Below are 13,311 nucleotides of genomic sequence, written 5' to 3' on the forward strand. Positions count from 1 at the left end.
GGTGCGCGGCAATGGCCGCGTCCCGGTCAGGCGAGGACGATGGCCAGCGCCGGTGGCGCGCGCGATTGGAAGGGATGGGCAGTGGGCAGGTCGGGCCAGCGCCAGGCGAGGCTCGCCGGCTTGACCGGTTTGCCGAAGGCAAGCTGCAGCGGCGGCAGCTTGCCGCTATGCATATCGGCGACGGTGGCGCCATCGAACAGCACGCACGAGTGCGCGCCGAAAACCTGAGCCAGCGGATGCGGGTCAGGGTCGGACGCGGCGGTGGTGCTGGCGGTGGTGTCGACTACCGCCGCAGCCCCAGCCGGAGCCGGCAGGCCGCCGTGGACGATGCGGTGGGTCAGCCCGGCATGCTGCGCCAGCAGCAGGCACAGCGCCAGCCACAGCGCGGACCAGAGGCCCGGGCCGTGCACGCGCAGGCGGGCCAACCAGTCAGTGCGCATGGGGATGGCCGTGCGGGTGGCCGTGATCGTGGCCGGGATCGCCGCAGCCGCAGTCATCGCCGTGGCGGTGGCCGTGGTCATGGCTGTGATCGTGATCGTCGTCGAAATCGTCGACCCAGGCCGGGAAGGGGTCGGGGTAGGCGGCCCATGCCTCCACGCCGGCGGCCATCTCGGCATCGCTCAGCAGGCAGGCGTCGAGACGGGCCTGTAGCGCGGCATGGTCCAGGTCCAGGCCGATCAGCACCAGTTCCTGGCGGCGGTCGCCGAACGGTGCCGGGACGCCGCCGTCTTGCATGTCGGCCTCGACTTCGGCACGCTCGGCGGCGTCGGCCGGCCATTCCGCCGGGTCCAGCGCGACCCACCAGGCGCCGGCGCCGCCATGGCGGCAGACACCGCCGGACTGGCTCCAGTCGCCAGCGGTCTCCATGCGGCCCGCCAGCCAGAACAGGCCCTTCGAGCGCAGCACGCTGCCGTGCTCGCGCAGCCATTCGGTATGGATCAGGTCGGCGAAGCGTTGCGGATGGAACGGGCGGCGGCGGCGGTAGACCAGCGTGGAGACGCCGCTGGCGGCGTCCGCCGCGGGCACTTGGCCACGCAGTGCGGCGAGCCAGCCGGCGCCATCGGCGACGGCTTCGAAATCAAAGCGGCCGGTGCCCTGCACGCGCCCGGGCGGCACCTTGCCGAAGCTGGCCTCGACGATGTCGGCGCGCGGGTTCAGCGCCTGCAGCGCCGCGCGCAGCCGCGCCAGCTCGGCGGCGCCGACAAGGTCGGCCTTGTTCAGCACGATCACGTCGCAGGCTTCGATCTGCGCGACCAGTACCTCGGCCACCGTGCGGTCGTCGTCCTGGCCCTGCGCCAGGCCACGGTCGGCGAGGAACTCGGCTTCGTTGAGGTCGCGCAGCACGGTGGCGGCATCGACCACGGTCACCAGCGTGTCGGGCTGCACGGCCGCGTCCGGCCCGGCGCCATGTTCGGCCTCGAACAGGAAGCCTTCGGCGATGGCCAGCGGCTCGTCCAGGCCGTCGGCTTCCACCAGCAGCGTGTCGAAACGGCCCGTGGCGGCCAGCCTTGCGGCCTCGGCAAGCAGCGGCTCGCCCGAAGGCAGCAGCGTGGCCTCGCAACCTGGCGGCAAGGGCGCCAGGGCTTGCCCGTCCTGCGCACCGCAGACCAGCACGCCGACACGCCCGCCCACGCCATGCGCGAGCAGGTGGTTCAGCAGCGAGGTCTTGCCGGCGCCGGGAAAACCGGACAGCACGGTGACGGGCAGGCGATCAGCCATGGCAGCAGCAGGGAATGTGGAGGAGGCAACGCAACGCGCAAAGGTCGCGGGCGCTGTTGCAACAAGGTTGCGAATTTACCAGAAAGGCCGCGGCGGCAACAGCCGGATGATTCTCAATGGTAGCCCGTGGCCCTGGCGCGACAAGGGCTGGTGCGGGGACCCAAAACAAACGGCCCGGGGACCCGGGCCGTCAATGTTGCTCACGCTGGCGCCGGCTGGCCGGCGCGCGGTGCTTCAGTCGCCGAACAGCTTCTGGCGCAGTTCGCGGCGTTGCTGCGCTTCCAGCGACAGCGTCGCGGTCGGGCGCGCCAGCAGGCGCGGCACGCCGATCGGCTCGCCGGTTTCCTCGCACCAGCCGTAGTCGCCGGACTCGATGCGCTGCAGCGACTGTTCGACCTTCTTCAGCAGCTTGCGCTCGCGGTCACGCGTGCGCAGTTCCAGCGCGTGTTCTTCCTCGATGGTGGCGCGGTCGGCCGGATCCGGCACGATCACGGTTTCGCGCAGGTGTTCCGTGGTCTGGTCAGCGTTCTTCAGGATTTCGTCGCGCAGCTGTTCAAGGCGGTGCTTGAAGAAGGCGAGCTGCGCTTCGTTCATGTAATCCTTGTCGCTCATCTTCAGGATTTCAGCTTCAGTCAGAAGTTTGTTGCTGCTCATGGTTGCTGCTGATTCTCTTGTTGATGCGGCCGGCGGCGTCTCAGTCCGCGCGGGTGCGCTGTCCGAGCGCTTGCGCGCCACGGTTGTTTCACTCTGGCTGGCTGCAGTCTTGCTGCTTCGCGGGCCTCCCTTCCTTGCGCCCGCTTCGGCGTTCGCCGTACTGCCGCGGGGAGCGGGCGCGGCCTTCACAGGCTGCGCCTTGAGCGTCTCTGCCGCGGCACTACCAGTCTTGCTGCGGCTTTCTTTGGTCTTCGTTGCGGCTGTCATGGGGGCACCTCTCTCTCGCGTCAGTCAGTGACGGCGCGCGTCGGGGTACCCCAAGCGGAACAGGCGGTCTCCGCACGAAGCACTGCGACCGCACCTGCTGGCGGCCTGCCTCATGCTGACGACAACCGCCGCCCTGCAAGTCCACCGGCAAGCGGTGGACCGGACACCGGTGGCGGGAAAAAGGTGCGCCACCGGTATCAAATCCGGCCTATTGTACTTGAACAAATTTTTCGGAGATACGGGGAAAACCGGCTGGCGCTTCGGTATTTCCCCGGTACCCCGAACGGGGGGCAGCCGCGGGGCGGTGTCGGATGGGGTGCCGCCCAAGGGACGGCAGGCGCACTCAGGCCAGGCAGTTCTCCAGGCCCTTGAGGATGGCGTCGCGGGGCAGGTCCACGCCGATGAACACCATGCGCGTGCCCGGGGTCTCGTCTTCCCACTTGGCACCGATGTCGCTGCCCATCAGCTGGTGAACGCCCTGGAACACCACTTTGCGGTCCACCCCCTCCATATATAGTACGCCCTTGTAGCGCAACAGTTTTTCGCCGTAGACCGCCAGGATTCCGGACAGGAATTCTTCCAGCTTGCCGTAGTGGAAGGGCTTGTCGCTGCGGAACACGAACGACGCGATGCGGTCGGTGTGGTGGTGGTGATGATGGTGGTCGTGCGCATGGCCATGGGCATGCCCGTGATCGTGGTCGTGATCGTGGCCACAATCGTTGCCGCAATGGTCGCCGTGCTCATGGTCGTGTTCATGGTCATGCGCGTGGTCGTGTTCCTCGGCGCGCAGGAATTCCGGGTCGATCTCGAGCTTGGCGTTCAGGTTGAAGCCGCGCAGGTCGAAGATGGCGTCGATCGGCGCCTCGCCGAAATTGACCTGGCGGATGGGCGCGCGCGGGTTCATATGCAGCAGGCGGTGGCGCAGCTCGGCCACGTCGCCTTCGCCGACCAGGTCAGACTTGGTGATGAAGATGGCGTCGGCAAAGCCGACCTGGCGCTGCGCCTCTTCCTGCTTGTCGAGCTGCAGGTGGGCGTGCTTGGCGTCGACCAGCGTGATCACCGCGTCGAGCAGGTAGCGCGAGGCGATTTCCTCGTCCATGAAGAAGGTCTGCGCCACCGGGCCCGGGTTCGCCACGCCGGTGGTCTCGATCACCACGCGGTCGAATTCGATCTCGCCGGCGTCGCGGCGCGTCAGCAGCGTCGACAGCGCCTGCACCAGGTCACCGCGGATGGTGCAGCAGATGCAGCCGTTGCTCATCTGCACGATCTGCTCGCGGCCGTCCTGCACCAGGATTTCGTTGTCGATGTTTTCTTCGCCGAACTCGTTCTCGATCACGGCGATCTTCATGCCGTGCTGCTCGTTCAGGATGCGCTTGAGCAGGGTGGTCTTGCCGCTGCCGAGGAAGCCGGTCAGGATCGTGACCGGGATCAGTTTGGACATTGTTGGTTCTCCGGGAAATGAGTGCCGGTCAGTGGGCGGCGCGCGTACGCTTGCCGCACTCGGCGCAGACGCCGTTCACGGTCAGCTCGACATGTTCGATGGCAAAGCCGCTGGGCACGCGCGGCGCCGCCGGCTGCGCCGGCGCGCCGGCATCGTCCAGGCAGAAGGTGCGGTCGCAGCGGGTGCAGTGGAAATGGCTGTGCTGGCGATGTTCCTGCGCGCGCGCGGCCTCGTGCTCGACCAGGCTGAAGCGGAACACGCGGTCGTTGCCGGCGCGCTTCTGCGCCACGCCCTGGTCCACCAGCCAGTCCAGCACGCGGTAGACGGTGACACGGTCGATGGTTTCGCCGGCCTCGGGCAACCGGTCGATCACGGCCTGGTGGGTCAGCGCGTCATCGCTGCCAATCAGGCACGCCAGGATGCACAGCCGCGGCTGGGTCACGCGCGCGCCCAGCCGGCGCAGGCGCTCGTGGGCGGCCTCCAGGGCCGCCTGGGTCGGGATTGCCGGTTCCGGCGCCACGGCCGGCCGGTCCGGACTGGGACGGGTCATGGCCGGATTTAACCATAGCCATCCGGTTGTTGCAATTCAGTTGCGTCAGCCGCGAGCGCGGATTGCGCCTATGATCGGCACAGGACCACCTGAGCGGAGACCCCCATGCTGAATGACGCGAGCGCGCTGCTGTTCCCGAATTTCGAACCGTTCCGGCAGCAGGTCGGCGAGGTCGAGATCGCGGGGGTGCGGGGCGGCTCGGGGCCGCCGTTGCTGCTGTTGCACGGCCATCCGCAAAGCCACCTGATCTGGCACCGGGTGGCGCCCGCGCTGGCCGACCACTTCACCGTGATCGCCACCGACCTGCGCGGCTACGGCAGCAGTTCGGCGCCGCCCGGCAATGCCGGCCACGAGCGCTACAGCAAGCGCACCATGGCGCAGGACCAGGTCGCGCTGATGGCCGCGCTCGGGTACCGGCGCTTTGCGCTGTGCGGCCATGACCGCGGCGCGCGCGTCTCGCACCGGCTCTGCATGGACCATCCCGATGCGGTCAGCCGCGCCATGCTGCTCGACATCGCGCCCACGCTGGCCATGTACGAGCGCACCAGCATGGCGTTCGCCGCCGCCTACTGGCACTGGTTCTTCCTGATCCAGCCGGCGCCGTTCCCCGAGACCTTGATCAACGCCGAGCCGGATTTTTATATCCAGAAGCTGATGGGCTTGCGCCACGCCGGCCTGGCCGCGTTCGCCCCCGACGCGATGGCCGCCTACACCGCGGCGATGCGCGACCCGGCCCGCGTGCACGCCATGTGCGAGGACTACCGCGCCGCCGCCACCATTGACCTCGAGCACGACCGCGCCGACCGCGAGGCCGGGCGCCGCCTGGCGCTGCCGCTGCGCGTGCTGTGGGGCGAGCACGGCGTAGTGGCGCGCTGCTTCGAGCCGCTGGCGCTGTGGCAGGAAGTGGCGGCCGACGTGAGCGGGCGCGCGCTGCCCTGCGGCCATTACATCCCCGAGGAAGCTCCTGAGCCGCTGCTGGAGGAAATGCTCGGATTCTTCCGCTAGCCGGCGGCGGTGTTGCGAAACGCGGACTTTGCGGGCGATTGCTGCCATTTCTTGCGCCATATGACGTCGATTGCAGGCGGGTTAGCCCCTATACCTGTGCATTGTCTGGTGTTGCTAACATCATCCCCCGCCCTTGCGGTTTACGGCAGGGGCAGCGGCGCCAGCCGGCCTTGGTCCAAACGCGGCTAGTGAGACCGCGGTAGAGCGCCCCGCGCGAGCAGGGGGCCTGGCCGGCGGCAAGGCATTGCTTGACGGGTATCGAAGGAATCAGGAGAAGAGAGCATGAAACGAGTGGCAAAGACGATCGCGGCCGCGCTGGCAGTCGGCGTGATGGGCGTTGCGGCGGGCGCGTACGCGCAGGAATTCCCGGGCGGCAAGCCCATTTCGGCCGTGGTGCCGTTCTCGGCCGGCGGCCCGACCGACAAGGTGTCGCGCGAGCTGACCGCGATCATGTCCAAGCACCTGGGCTCGACCATCGTCATCGAAAACCTGGGCGGCGCCGGTGGCACCATCGGCGCCAAGAAGGTGGCCCAGGCCAAGAACGACGGCCACACCGTGCTGATCCACCATATCGGCATGGCCACGGCCCCGGCGCTGTACCGCAACCTGGGCTTCGATCCGCTGAAAGACTTCGAGATGGTCGGCGAGATCGCCGACGTGCCGATGATCCTGGTCGGCAACAAGCAGCTGCCGCCGAACACGTTCAAGGAACTGCTGCCGTACATCAAGGCCAACGCCGCCAAGCTGTCGCTGGCCAACGCTGGCATCGGCTCGGCCTCGCACCTGTGCGGCCTGCTGTTCCAGAGCGCGATCCAGACCGAACTGACCACCGTGCCGTACAAGGGCGCGGCGCCGGCGCTGACGGATATCCTGGGCGGCCAGGTCAACCTGCTGTGCGACCAGACCACCAACCTGGCTGGCCACCTGAAGGCGCACTCGGTCAAGCCGTACGCTGCCATGCAGGCAAAACGCGTGGAAGCGTTCAAGGACGTCCCGACGGCAGCCGAGCAGGGCATGCCGAACGTGGAAGTGAAGGTCTGGCACGCCATGTACGCGCCCAAGGGCACGCCCAAGCCGGTGATCGACAAGCTGTCGGCCGCCCTGCAGAAGGCCGTGGCCGACCCGGCGTTCCGCGCCAAGATGGCCGAGCTCGGCGCCGAAGCGGTGCCTGCACAGCGCGCCACGCCTGAATCGCTGCGCACCTACCTGAGCGCCGAAATCAACAAGTGGACCCCGGTCATCAAGAAGGCTGGTGTCTATGCGGATTGATTCGGTGGAGTGATCCATGCGGCGCGCTGGCCTGCCGGCCGGTGCGTTGTGCCGAAGGGCCATGCGTTGCGCATGGCCCTTTTTGTTTGCGGGTCGGCGCGACCCGTGTTGGCGGGCGTCCTATATTGGTCAGACTGCCGCCACCGGCGAGGTGCGCGGCAGGCCTTGAAACCGTGCGGGAGCGTCGCCAACTACGGTCCTGACATATTCACGGAAGCCACCATGGAACAGTATCACGGCACTACCATCGTCAGCGTCCGCCGCGGCAACCAGGTCGCGTTGGGCGGTGATGGTCAGGTCACGCTCGGCAATATCGTGATGAAGGGCACCGCCCGCAAGGTGCGCCGCATCTACAACGGCAAGGTGCTGGTCGGGTTTGCCGGCAGCACCGCCGACGCCTTCTCGCTGCTGGACCGCTTCGAGGCCAAGCTCGAGAAATACCAGGGCAACCTGACGCGCGCCGCGGTCGACCTTGCCAAGGACTGGCGCTCGGACCGCGCGCTGCGCCGGCTCGAGGCCATGCTGATCACCGCCGACCGCGACACCACGCTGGTCATCACCGGCAACGGCGACGTGCTGGACCCCGAGGGCGGCATCGCCGCGATCGGCTCGGGCGGCGCGTATGCGCAGTCGGCGGCCAAGGCGCTGATGGAGAACACCGAGATGGCGCCGAAGGACGTGGTCGAAAAGGCGCTGACCATCGCCGGCGAGCTCTGCATCTACACCAACACCAATTTCGTCATCGAGACGCTGGAATAAGCCGCTGGCACCAGCGGGGGCCGGCGTACGCCCCCCCCCCCGCACCGCGCCCCAACTGAACGGATACCATGTCGCACACCATGACCCCGTCGGAAATCGTTTCCGAACTCGACAAGCACATCATCGGCCAGAACAAGGCCAAGAAGGCCGTGGCGGTGGCGCTGCGCAACCGCTGGCGTCGCCAGCAGGTGGCCGAGCCCCTGCGCCAGGAAATCACCCCCAAGAACATCCTGATGATCGGCCCGACCGGCGTCGGCAAGACCGAGATCGCACGGCGCCTGGCCAAGCTGGCCGACGCGCCCTTCATCAAGATCGAGGCGACCAAGTTCACCGAGGTGGGCTATGTCGGCCGCGACGTCGACACCATCGTGCGCGACCTCGCCGAGATGGCGATCAAGCAGACGCGCGAATCCGAGATGAAGAAGGTGCGCACCAAGGCCGAGGACGCGGCCGAGGACCGGCTGCTCGACGTGCTGCTGCCGCCCCCGCGCGATATCGGCTTCTCGCAGCCGGAAGAGAAGGATTCCAACACGCGCCAGGTGTTCCGCAAGAAGCTGCGCGAAGGCCAGCTCGACGACAAGGACATCGAGCTCGAGGTTTCCGCCGGCATGCCGAGCATGGACATCATGGGCCCGCCGGGCATGGAAGACATGACCGAGCAGATCCGCACCATGTTTGCCGGCCTGGGCCAGGGCAAGAAGGCGCGCCGCAAGATGAAGGTCAAGGAAGCCTTCAAGCTGCTGATCGACGAAGAGGCCGCCAAGCTGGTCAATGACGAGGAGCTGAAGCACAAGGCCATCGCCAATGTCGAGCAGAACGGCATCGTGTTCCTGGACGAGATCGACAAGATCGCCAGCCGCAGCGACATCGGCGGCGGCGAGGTGTCGCGCCAGGGCGTGCAGCGCGACCTGCTGCCGCTGGTCGAAGGCACCACGGTGAACACCAAGTACGGCATGATCAAGACCGACCACATCCTGTTCATTGCCTCGGGCGCGTTCCACCTGTCCAAGCCGAGCGACCTGATCCCCGAGCTGCAGGGCCGCTTCCCGATCCGCGTCGAACTGGAATCGCTGTCGGTGCAGGACTTCGAGGCCATCCTGACGCAGACCGATGCCAGCCTGACCAAGCAATACCAGGCGCTGCTGAACACCGAAGAGGTCAACCTGGTGTTCGCGCCGGACGGCATCCGCCGGCTTGCCGAAATCGCGTTCTCGGTCAACGAGAAGGTCGAGAACATTGGCGCGCGCCGGCTCTATACGGTGATGGAGCGGCTGCTGGAAGACCTGTCGTTCCACGCCAGCAAGTCGTCCGGCGAGACCGTGACCATCGATGCGGCGTATGTCGAGGAACGCCTGGGCGACCTCGCCGGCAACGAGGACCTGTCGCGCTACGTGCTGTAAAGCCCGCAGCATGGCAAGCGAAAGGCGCACCACGGTGCGCCTTTTTTCATGTCCGTGCGTTTCCACCTGCCACATCCCGGTAAGGCTCGTAAGCATTGGTAAGCCCGCTGGCCGGCGTGGCCGGGCAATGCGACCCTTGCGCACCTTGACGGTCGATTGACCGGTGCGGGAGCCACCGCATCCCCCTCAACCCACTGGCAGGAGAAATCACATGGTCCATTACAAGACCCGCCGGGTGGTGCTCGCCACGGGCGGCCTGCTCGCCGCGCTGGCCGCGGCCACGGCCTTCCTTTGCATCCGTCCGGCCACGCCGGCGGCCGAAGCCGCGCAATCGGGCACCATCGGCGCGGCGGCCGCCGCGGCGGCGACACTGGCGCTGGATTCGGGCGCGCTGTTTACGCTGGCGGACCGCCATGCCGGCGACGCCATGCGCATTGCCGACAGCGGCACGCCGCCGGACGGCGCCGACGGCCTCGACTGGGACTACGTCCAGCTGCGCCTGTAAGGCGGCGCCATGCCTCGCCAATGCAAAAGGCCGCGCACGTGCGCGGCCTTTTGCATTGGGGGGCGCGTTCAGCGCGTTCAGCGTGATACCGGCCGCTTGCCCAGCTTGCGCTGCAAGGTGCGCCGGTGCATGTTCAGCGCGCGCGCGGTGGCGGAGATATTGCCGCCATGCTCGGCCAGCACGCGCTGGATGTGTTCCCATTCCAGCCGCGCCACTGACAGCGGCACCGGCTCTTCCAGCGCGGCCTGCGCCGCGTCTTCCGACACGCCCGCCATCAGCGCGGTCAGGATCGAATCGACATTGGCCGGCTTGGCCAGGTATTCGTCGGCGCCCTGCTTGACCGCCGCCACCGCGGTGGCGATGCTGGCGTAGCCGGTCAGGATCAGGATGCGCGCGTCGGGCAGGGCCTGGCGCAGCGGCGCCACCAGCTGCAGCCCGGACTCGGCGGGCGCGGTGCTGCCGGCTTCGGGCGGCGGCTCCAGGTGCAGGTCCAGCGTGACGTAGGCAAAGTCGGTGCGCGCGGCCAGCGCCAGCGCGGTGCGGCCGTCGTGCGCCACCGCCACGGCATAGCCGCGCCGCGTCAGCGCGCGCGCCAGCGTGCCGGCAAAGACTTCGTCATCGTCGATCACCAGGAAAGGCGTGCCCGCTGGTGCGGTGGCTTCGGGTACCGGGGTGAGGGCTTCGGTCATAAGGCAGAGGGCGCGGTGGCGGCAGGGGCCGCCGATGCGGAAAGCGTGGAGAGCGCTGGCAGGCGCAGTTCGGCGACGGTGCCGCCGCCCGGGCGGTCATGCCAGGCAAGTTCGCCGCCCATCTGACGGGCGGCGCTTTGTGCCAGGTACAGCCCGATGCCCTGGCCGCCATGCTGGCTGGCCACCGGGGTCTCGCCGAGCTGGCCGCGCAGCGCTTCGGGGATGCCGTCGCCGTGGTCGGCGACACGGAACGACAGCCACGGCGCGGTGTTGCCCGGCGCCATGGCGATCTGCAGCTGCAGCGGCTGCGCGCCGCGTCCGGCGGCCTGCTGGCTGCGCGCGGCATTGTCCAGCAGGATGGTCAGGATCTGGCCCACGCGCGCGGTTTCCACCGCCTGTGCGCCGGCGCCCGGGGTGGCCACGGCCTGCAGGCTGGCGTTGGGATGGCGCAGCTGCCAGCGCTCGGCAAAGGCCGGCAGCCACCCGTCGATGCGCTGCGGCGCCAGCGTGGCCGGGTCTTCGCGCAGCCGCGCCAGGATCGAACGGCACAGCGCCAGCTGCTGTTCCATGGTCTGCAGGTCGGCCAGATAGCCGCTGATGGCGGTGGCGCCGCGGCCGGGGGCCGAGGCATCGGCGCGCAGTTCGCCGGCAATGACCGCCAGCGTGGCCAGGGGCGTGCCGATTTCATGCGCGACCGCGGCGGCCTGGCCGTTCAGGTCTTCGACGCGCGCTTCGCGCAGCAGCTGCTCGCGCGCCAGGTTCAGCTGCGCCTCGCGCTGGCGCAGCACGCCCGACAGGCGCGCCACGAACAGCGCGATCATCACCGCGCTGGCGACAAAATTCAGCCACATGCCGGCCAGGTGGTAGTTCACCGCGTTGTCCGGGTTGTGCAGGTCCAGCGGCACGTATTCGATCAGCAGCACCGTGTAGCAGGCCAGCGCATACAGCGCCAGCGCTATCACCTGGCGCCACGGCAGGATGGCCGCGGCGATCGCCAGCCCCGGCAGGTAGAACGAGACGAACGGGTTGGTCGCGCCACCGGTATAGAACAGGATCGCCGACAGCGCGGTCAGGTCCACCAGCAACTGGCCCATCAGCTCGGCCTCGCCGGGCGCGCTGTTGCGCCGCGTGTGCTGGCGCAGCCGCAGGCCGGTGAGCAGGTTGAACAGCGCCTGCAGCCCCAGCACCACCAGCAGCGGCGCGTAAGGCAGGCGGATGCCGGCAATGGGCTCGCACACCAGCACGGTCAGCGCCTGTCCGCCCAGCAGCGCCCAGCGCAGCCAGAACAGCCGGCGCAGCGTCACCTGGCCATGGCGCGCCGAACTGCCGGCCGGCAAGGGCGACAGGAACGGGAAGTCAGGCAGGCGGGTCAGGGCTGGGGCGGGGCGCATGGCGCGAGTGTATCAATGCCGCCGCGGGGCGCCGGCGCGTGCGACACCTTGCCGCATTGGCTTGCCCCCGCGGCGGCTGCCAGACTGGCTGGTTGCGTGGTCGATCGCGCGCGCCCGGCGGCCATGCCGGGCGCAGGCAGGGCGGTCCTCGCCATGGTCTAATGTCTGCTTTCAGGAGAGCCTTTGATGCAAGCGAAATTCCGCCCGGCCACGCTGGCCGCCACCTTTGCCCTGGCCGCCGCGCTGGCATCCGGCGCCGCGCTGGCGCAGGTCGATGTCAGCAACGCCTGGGTGCGCGGCACGGTGCCGACCCAGACCGCTTCGGGCGCCTTCATGGTGCTGCACGCGCACGAGAACGCAAAGCTGGTCGGCGTCTCGTCGCCGGTGGCGTCGGCCGAACTGCATGAAATGAAGATGGAAGGCAACGTGATGCGCATGCGCCAGCTCAAGTCGCTGGACCTGCCCAAGATGCAGAACGTCGAACTGAAGCCGGGCGGCTACCACGTGATGCTGATGGACCTGAAAGCGCAGCTCAAGCCCGGCGATACCGTGCCCATCACGCTGAAGATCGAGCAGGGCGGCAAGGTGATCGAGCAGAAGGTCACGGCCGAAGTGCGCAGCATGGTGCCGGGCGCGGCCAGCGGCGGCCACGCCGGCCACGGCGACCACAAGCACTGATCGGCGCCGGGCCAGCCGCGGGCCCTCAGCCACGCAAGCTGATCGGCTCGTCCGCTTCGGGGCTCGACGCCGCCGCCAGCACGCGCTCGCGCAGCCAGGCGTGGGCCGGATCGGCCTCGGTGCGTTCATGCCAGATCATGCTGAAGGTGAAGTCGTCGAGCGCGAACGGCGGCGCGAACACGGCGTAGCGCGGGTCGTCTTCCAGCGCGGCCAGGCTGCGCCGCGCGGTGGTCAGCACCAGGTTGGTCCCGGCGATCAGCGCCGGCGCCACGCTCCAGTGCGGCACCACGCAGGCGATCTTGCGCCGGCCCCCCAGTTTGGCCACGGCCGTGTCGATCGCATCCATGCGTTCGCTGTGGGTGGCGACCAGCACGTGCGAGCGCGCCAGATAGGCCACCTGGTCGAGCCGGCCGGTATCGCGCACCGTGGCGGCATCGACTGCGCAGGCATAGCTTTCGCGGAACAGCTCGGCCGACTGCACGCCTTCGGGCTGGTGGCTGAACACCCCCAGCGCCATGTCGATCTCGCCGTCGGCCACCTGCGCGGTCATGCCCTCGCGGCTGGCCTGCGACACCACCAGGTCGATATTGGGCGCGGCCTTGCGCACCGCGCGCAGCAGGCGCGGCAGCACCACCAGCGCGCCGTAGTCCGACATCGCCAGCCGGAAGCTGCGCCGCGCGGTCGCGGGCTGGAAGCCGCTCGGCCCCAGCAGGATGCGCACCTGCGCCAGCGCCTCGGCCAGCGGGCCAGACAGCTCGTGCGCGCGCGCGCTCAGCACCAGGCCGCCCTTGCCGCGCACCAGGATCGGGTCGTCGAGCAGCTGCCGCAGCCGCCCGAGCGCGTGGCTGACCGCCGGCTGGCTCAGGTGCAGCCGCAGCGCGGCGCGGGAGATATGGCGCTCCGCCAGCAGTGCTTCCAGCACCACCAGCAGGTTGAGGTCGATTCCGCGTAGGCTATTCATTCGGCGAATATTAAACGTATGAA

At 68.6% G+C, this 13,311-nt stretch carries 14 protein-coding genes; 6 read left to right on the forward strand and 8 right to left on the reverse strand.

Annotation, left to right across the window (positions count from 1 at the left end):
- Nucleotides 1-26: 26 nt before the first annotated feature.
- The 5 genes from RALTA_RS00670 to RALTA_RS00690 all read right to left on the reverse strand — a co-directional run bounded on the left by RALTA_RS00670 (nt 27) and on the right by RALTA_RS00690 (nt 4,631).
- Nucleotides 27-440, reverse strand: a complete 414-nt coding sequence (locus RALTA_RS00670; protein ID WP_012351476.1) for a hypothetical protein — start codon at nt 438-440, stop codon at nt 27-29.
- Entirely contained in the window at nt 430-1,719 is a 1,290-nt protein-coding gene (locus RALTA_RS00675; RefSeq protein ID WP_012351477.1) for a GTP-binding protein, read from the reverse strand. Before RALTA_RS00675 ends, RALTA_RS00670 begins: the two co-directional genes overlap by 11 nt.
- A 234-nt stretch (nt 1,720-1,953) precedes the next feature.
- Nucleotides 1,954-2,373: an RNA polymerase-binding protein DksA gene (gene dksA, locus RALTA_RS00680; RefSeq protein WP_010813282.1), complete on the reverse strand. Its 420-nt coding sequence runs from the start codon at nt 2,371-2,373 to the stop codon at nt 1,954-1,956.
- A 610-nt stretch (nt 2,374-2,983) separates the two neighbouring features.
- Nucleotides 2,984-4,081, reverse strand: coding sequence for a CobW family GTP-binding protein (locus RALTA_RS00685; RefSeq protein ID WP_012351479.1), 1,098 nt, complete (start codon nt 4,079-4,081; stop codon nt 2,984-2,986).
- A gap of 28 nt (nt 4,082-4,109) precedes the next feature.
- Nucleotides 4,110-4,631, reverse strand: a complete 522-nt coding sequence (locus tag RALTA_RS00690) for a Fur family transcriptional regulator (protein WP_012351480.1) — start codon at nt 4,629-4,631, stop codon at nt 4,110-4,112.
- Between the two features lie 105 nt (nt 4,632-4,736).
- Between RALTA_RS00690 and RALTA_RS00695 the strand changes: the two genes are divergently transcribed.
- The 5 genes from RALTA_RS00695 to RALTA_RS00715 all read left to right on the forward strand — a co-directional run bounded on the left by RALTA_RS00695 (nt 4,737) and on the right by RALTA_RS00715 (nt 9,569).
- On the forward strand, nt 4,737-5,636 hold the full coding sequence (locus RALTA_RS00695) for an alpha/beta fold hydrolase (RefSeq protein ID WP_012351481.1): 900 nt from the start codon (nt 4,737-4,739) through the stop codon (nt 5,634-5,636).
- Between the two features lie 282 nt (nt 5,637-5,918).
- A complete protein-coding gene (locus RALTA_RS00700; protein ID WP_012351482.1) occupies nt 5,919-6,905 on the forward strand; it encodes a tripartite tricarboxylate transporter substrate-binding protein in 987 nt (328 codons plus the stop codon).
- A gap of 222 nt (nt 6,906-7,127) precedes the next feature.
- Nucleotides 7,128-7,664: an ATP-dependent protease subunit HslV gene (gene hslV / locus RALTA_RS00705; RefSeq protein WP_012351483.1), complete on the forward strand. Its 537-nt coding sequence runs from the start codon at nt 7,128-7,130 to the stop codon at nt 7,662-7,664.
- Between the two features lie 68 nt (nt 7,665-7,732).
- Nucleotides 7,733-9,064 carry an ATP-dependent protease ATPase subunit HslU gene (gene hslU / locus RALTA_RS00710; RefSeq protein WP_012351484.1) on the forward strand — a complete coding sequence of 444 codons (1,332 nt, stop codon included), beginning with the start codon at nt 7,733-7,735 and terminating at the stop codon, nt 9,062-9,064.
- A 211-nt stretch (nt 9,065-9,275) separates the two neighbouring features.
- Nucleotides 9,276-9,569, forward strand: a complete 294-nt coding sequence (locus tag RALTA_RS00715) for a hypothetical protein (RefSeq protein WP_012351485.1) — start codon at nt 9,276-9,278, stop codon at nt 9,567-9,569.
- Between the two features lie 77 nt (nt 9,570-9,646).
- Here the strand turns inward: RALTA_RS00715 and RALTA_RS00720 are convergent, their stop codons facing one another.
- Both RALTA_RS00720 and RALTA_RS00725 read right to left on the reverse strand, forming a co-directional pair.
- The gene (locus RALTA_RS00720; protein ID WP_012351486.1) at nt 9,647-10,258 is read right to left on the reverse strand and encodes a response regulator transcription factor; all 612 of its coding nucleotides are present in this window, start codon (nt 10,256-10,258) and stop codon (nt 9,647-9,649) included.
- Nucleotides 10,255-11,649 (reverse strand): ATP-binding protein, encoded by a 1,395-nt coding sequence (locus RALTA_RS00725; protein ID WP_012351487.1) that lies wholly within the window; start codon nt 11,647-11,649, stop codon nt 10,255-10,257. The genes RALTA_RS00720 and RALTA_RS00725 overlap by 4 nt, the downstream gene beginning before the upstream one ends.
- A 186-nt stretch (nt 11,650-11,835) precedes the next feature.
- Between RALTA_RS00725 and RALTA_RS00730 the strand changes: the two genes are divergently transcribed.
- Nucleotides 11,836-12,327, forward strand: coding sequence for a copper chaperone PCu(A)C (locus RALTA_RS00730; RefSeq protein ID WP_012351488.1), 492 nt, complete (start codon nt 11,836-11,838; stop codon nt 12,325-12,327).
- Nucleotides 12,328-12,352: 25 nt separating this feature from the next.
- Here RALTA_RS00730 and RALTA_RS00735 read toward each other — a convergent pair whose 3' ends face one another.
- Nucleotides 12,353-13,288, reverse strand: a complete 936-nt coding sequence (locus RALTA_RS00735; RefSeq protein WP_012351489.1) for a LysR family transcriptional regulator — start codon at nt 13,286-13,288, stop codon at nt 12,353-12,355.
- Between the last annotated feature and the right edge of the window lie 23 nt (nt 13,289-13,311).

Origin of the sequence: Cupriavidus taiwanensis LMG 19424 (assembly GCF_000069785.1) — a bacterium.
Classification (GTDB): Bacteria; Pseudomonadota; Gammaproteobacteria; order Burkholderiales; family Burkholderiaceae; genus Cupriavidus; species Cupriavidus taiwanensis.

What these genes read in the sequence shown, in the direction of transcription:
- RALTA_RS00670 (WP_012351476.1), bottom strand. Translation starts at nt 440, where the DNA reads ATGCGCACTGACTGGTTGGCCCGCCTGCGCGTGCACGGCCCGGGCCTC.
- RALTA_RS00675 (WP_012351477.1), bottom strand. Translation starts at nt 1,719, where the DNA reads ATGGCTGATCGCCTGCCCGTCACCGTGCTGTCCGGTTTTCCCGGCGCC.
- dksA (WP_010813282.1), bottom strand. Translation starts at nt 2,373, where the DNA reads ATGAGCAGCAACAAACTTCTGACTGAAGCTGAAATCCTGAAGATGAGC.
- RALTA_RS00685 (WP_012351479.1), bottom strand. Translation starts at nt 4,081, where the DNA reads ATGTCCAAACTGATCCCGGTCACGATCCTGACCGGCTTCCTCGGCAGC.
- RALTA_RS00690 (WP_012351480.1), bottom strand. Translation starts at nt 4,631, where the DNA reads ATGACCCGTCCCAGTCCGGACCGGCCGGCCGTGGCGCCGGAACCGGCA.
- RALTA_RS00695 (WP_012351481.1), top strand. Translation starts at nt 4,737, where the DNA reads ATGCTGAATGACGCGAGCGCGCTGCTGTTCCCGAATTTCGAACCGTTC.
- RALTA_RS00700 (WP_012351482.1), top strand. Translation starts at nt 5,919, where the DNA reads ATGAAACGAGTGGCAAAGACGATCGCGGCCGCGCTGGCAGTCGGCGTG.
- hslV (WP_012351483.1), top strand. Translation starts at nt 7,128, where the DNA reads ATGGAACAGTATCACGGCACTACCATCGTCAGCGTCCGCCGCGGCAAC.
- hslU (WP_012351484.1), top strand. Translation starts at nt 7,733, where the DNA reads ATGTCGCACACCATGACCCCGTCGGAAATCGTTTCCGAACTCGACAAG.
- RALTA_RS00715 (WP_012351485.1), top strand. Translation starts at nt 9,276, where the DNA reads ATGGTCCATTACAAGACCCGCCGGGTGGTGCTCGCCACGGGCGGCCTG.
- RALTA_RS00720 (WP_012351486.1), bottom strand. Translation starts at nt 10,258, where the DNA reads ATGACCGAAGCCCTCACCCCGGTACCCGAAGCCACCGCACCAGCGGGC.
- RALTA_RS00725 (WP_012351487.1), bottom strand. Translation starts at nt 11,649, where the DNA reads ATGCGCCCCGCCCCAGCCCTGACCCGCCTGCCTGACTTCCCGTTCCTG.
- RALTA_RS00730 (WP_012351488.1), top strand. Translation starts at nt 11,836, where the DNA reads ATGCAAGCGAAATTCCGCCCGGCCACGCTGGCCGCCACCTTTGCCCTG.
- RALTA_RS00735 (WP_012351489.1), bottom strand. Translation starts at nt 13,288, where the DNA reads ATGAATAGCCTACGCGGAATCGACCTCAACCTGCTGGTGGTGCTGGAA.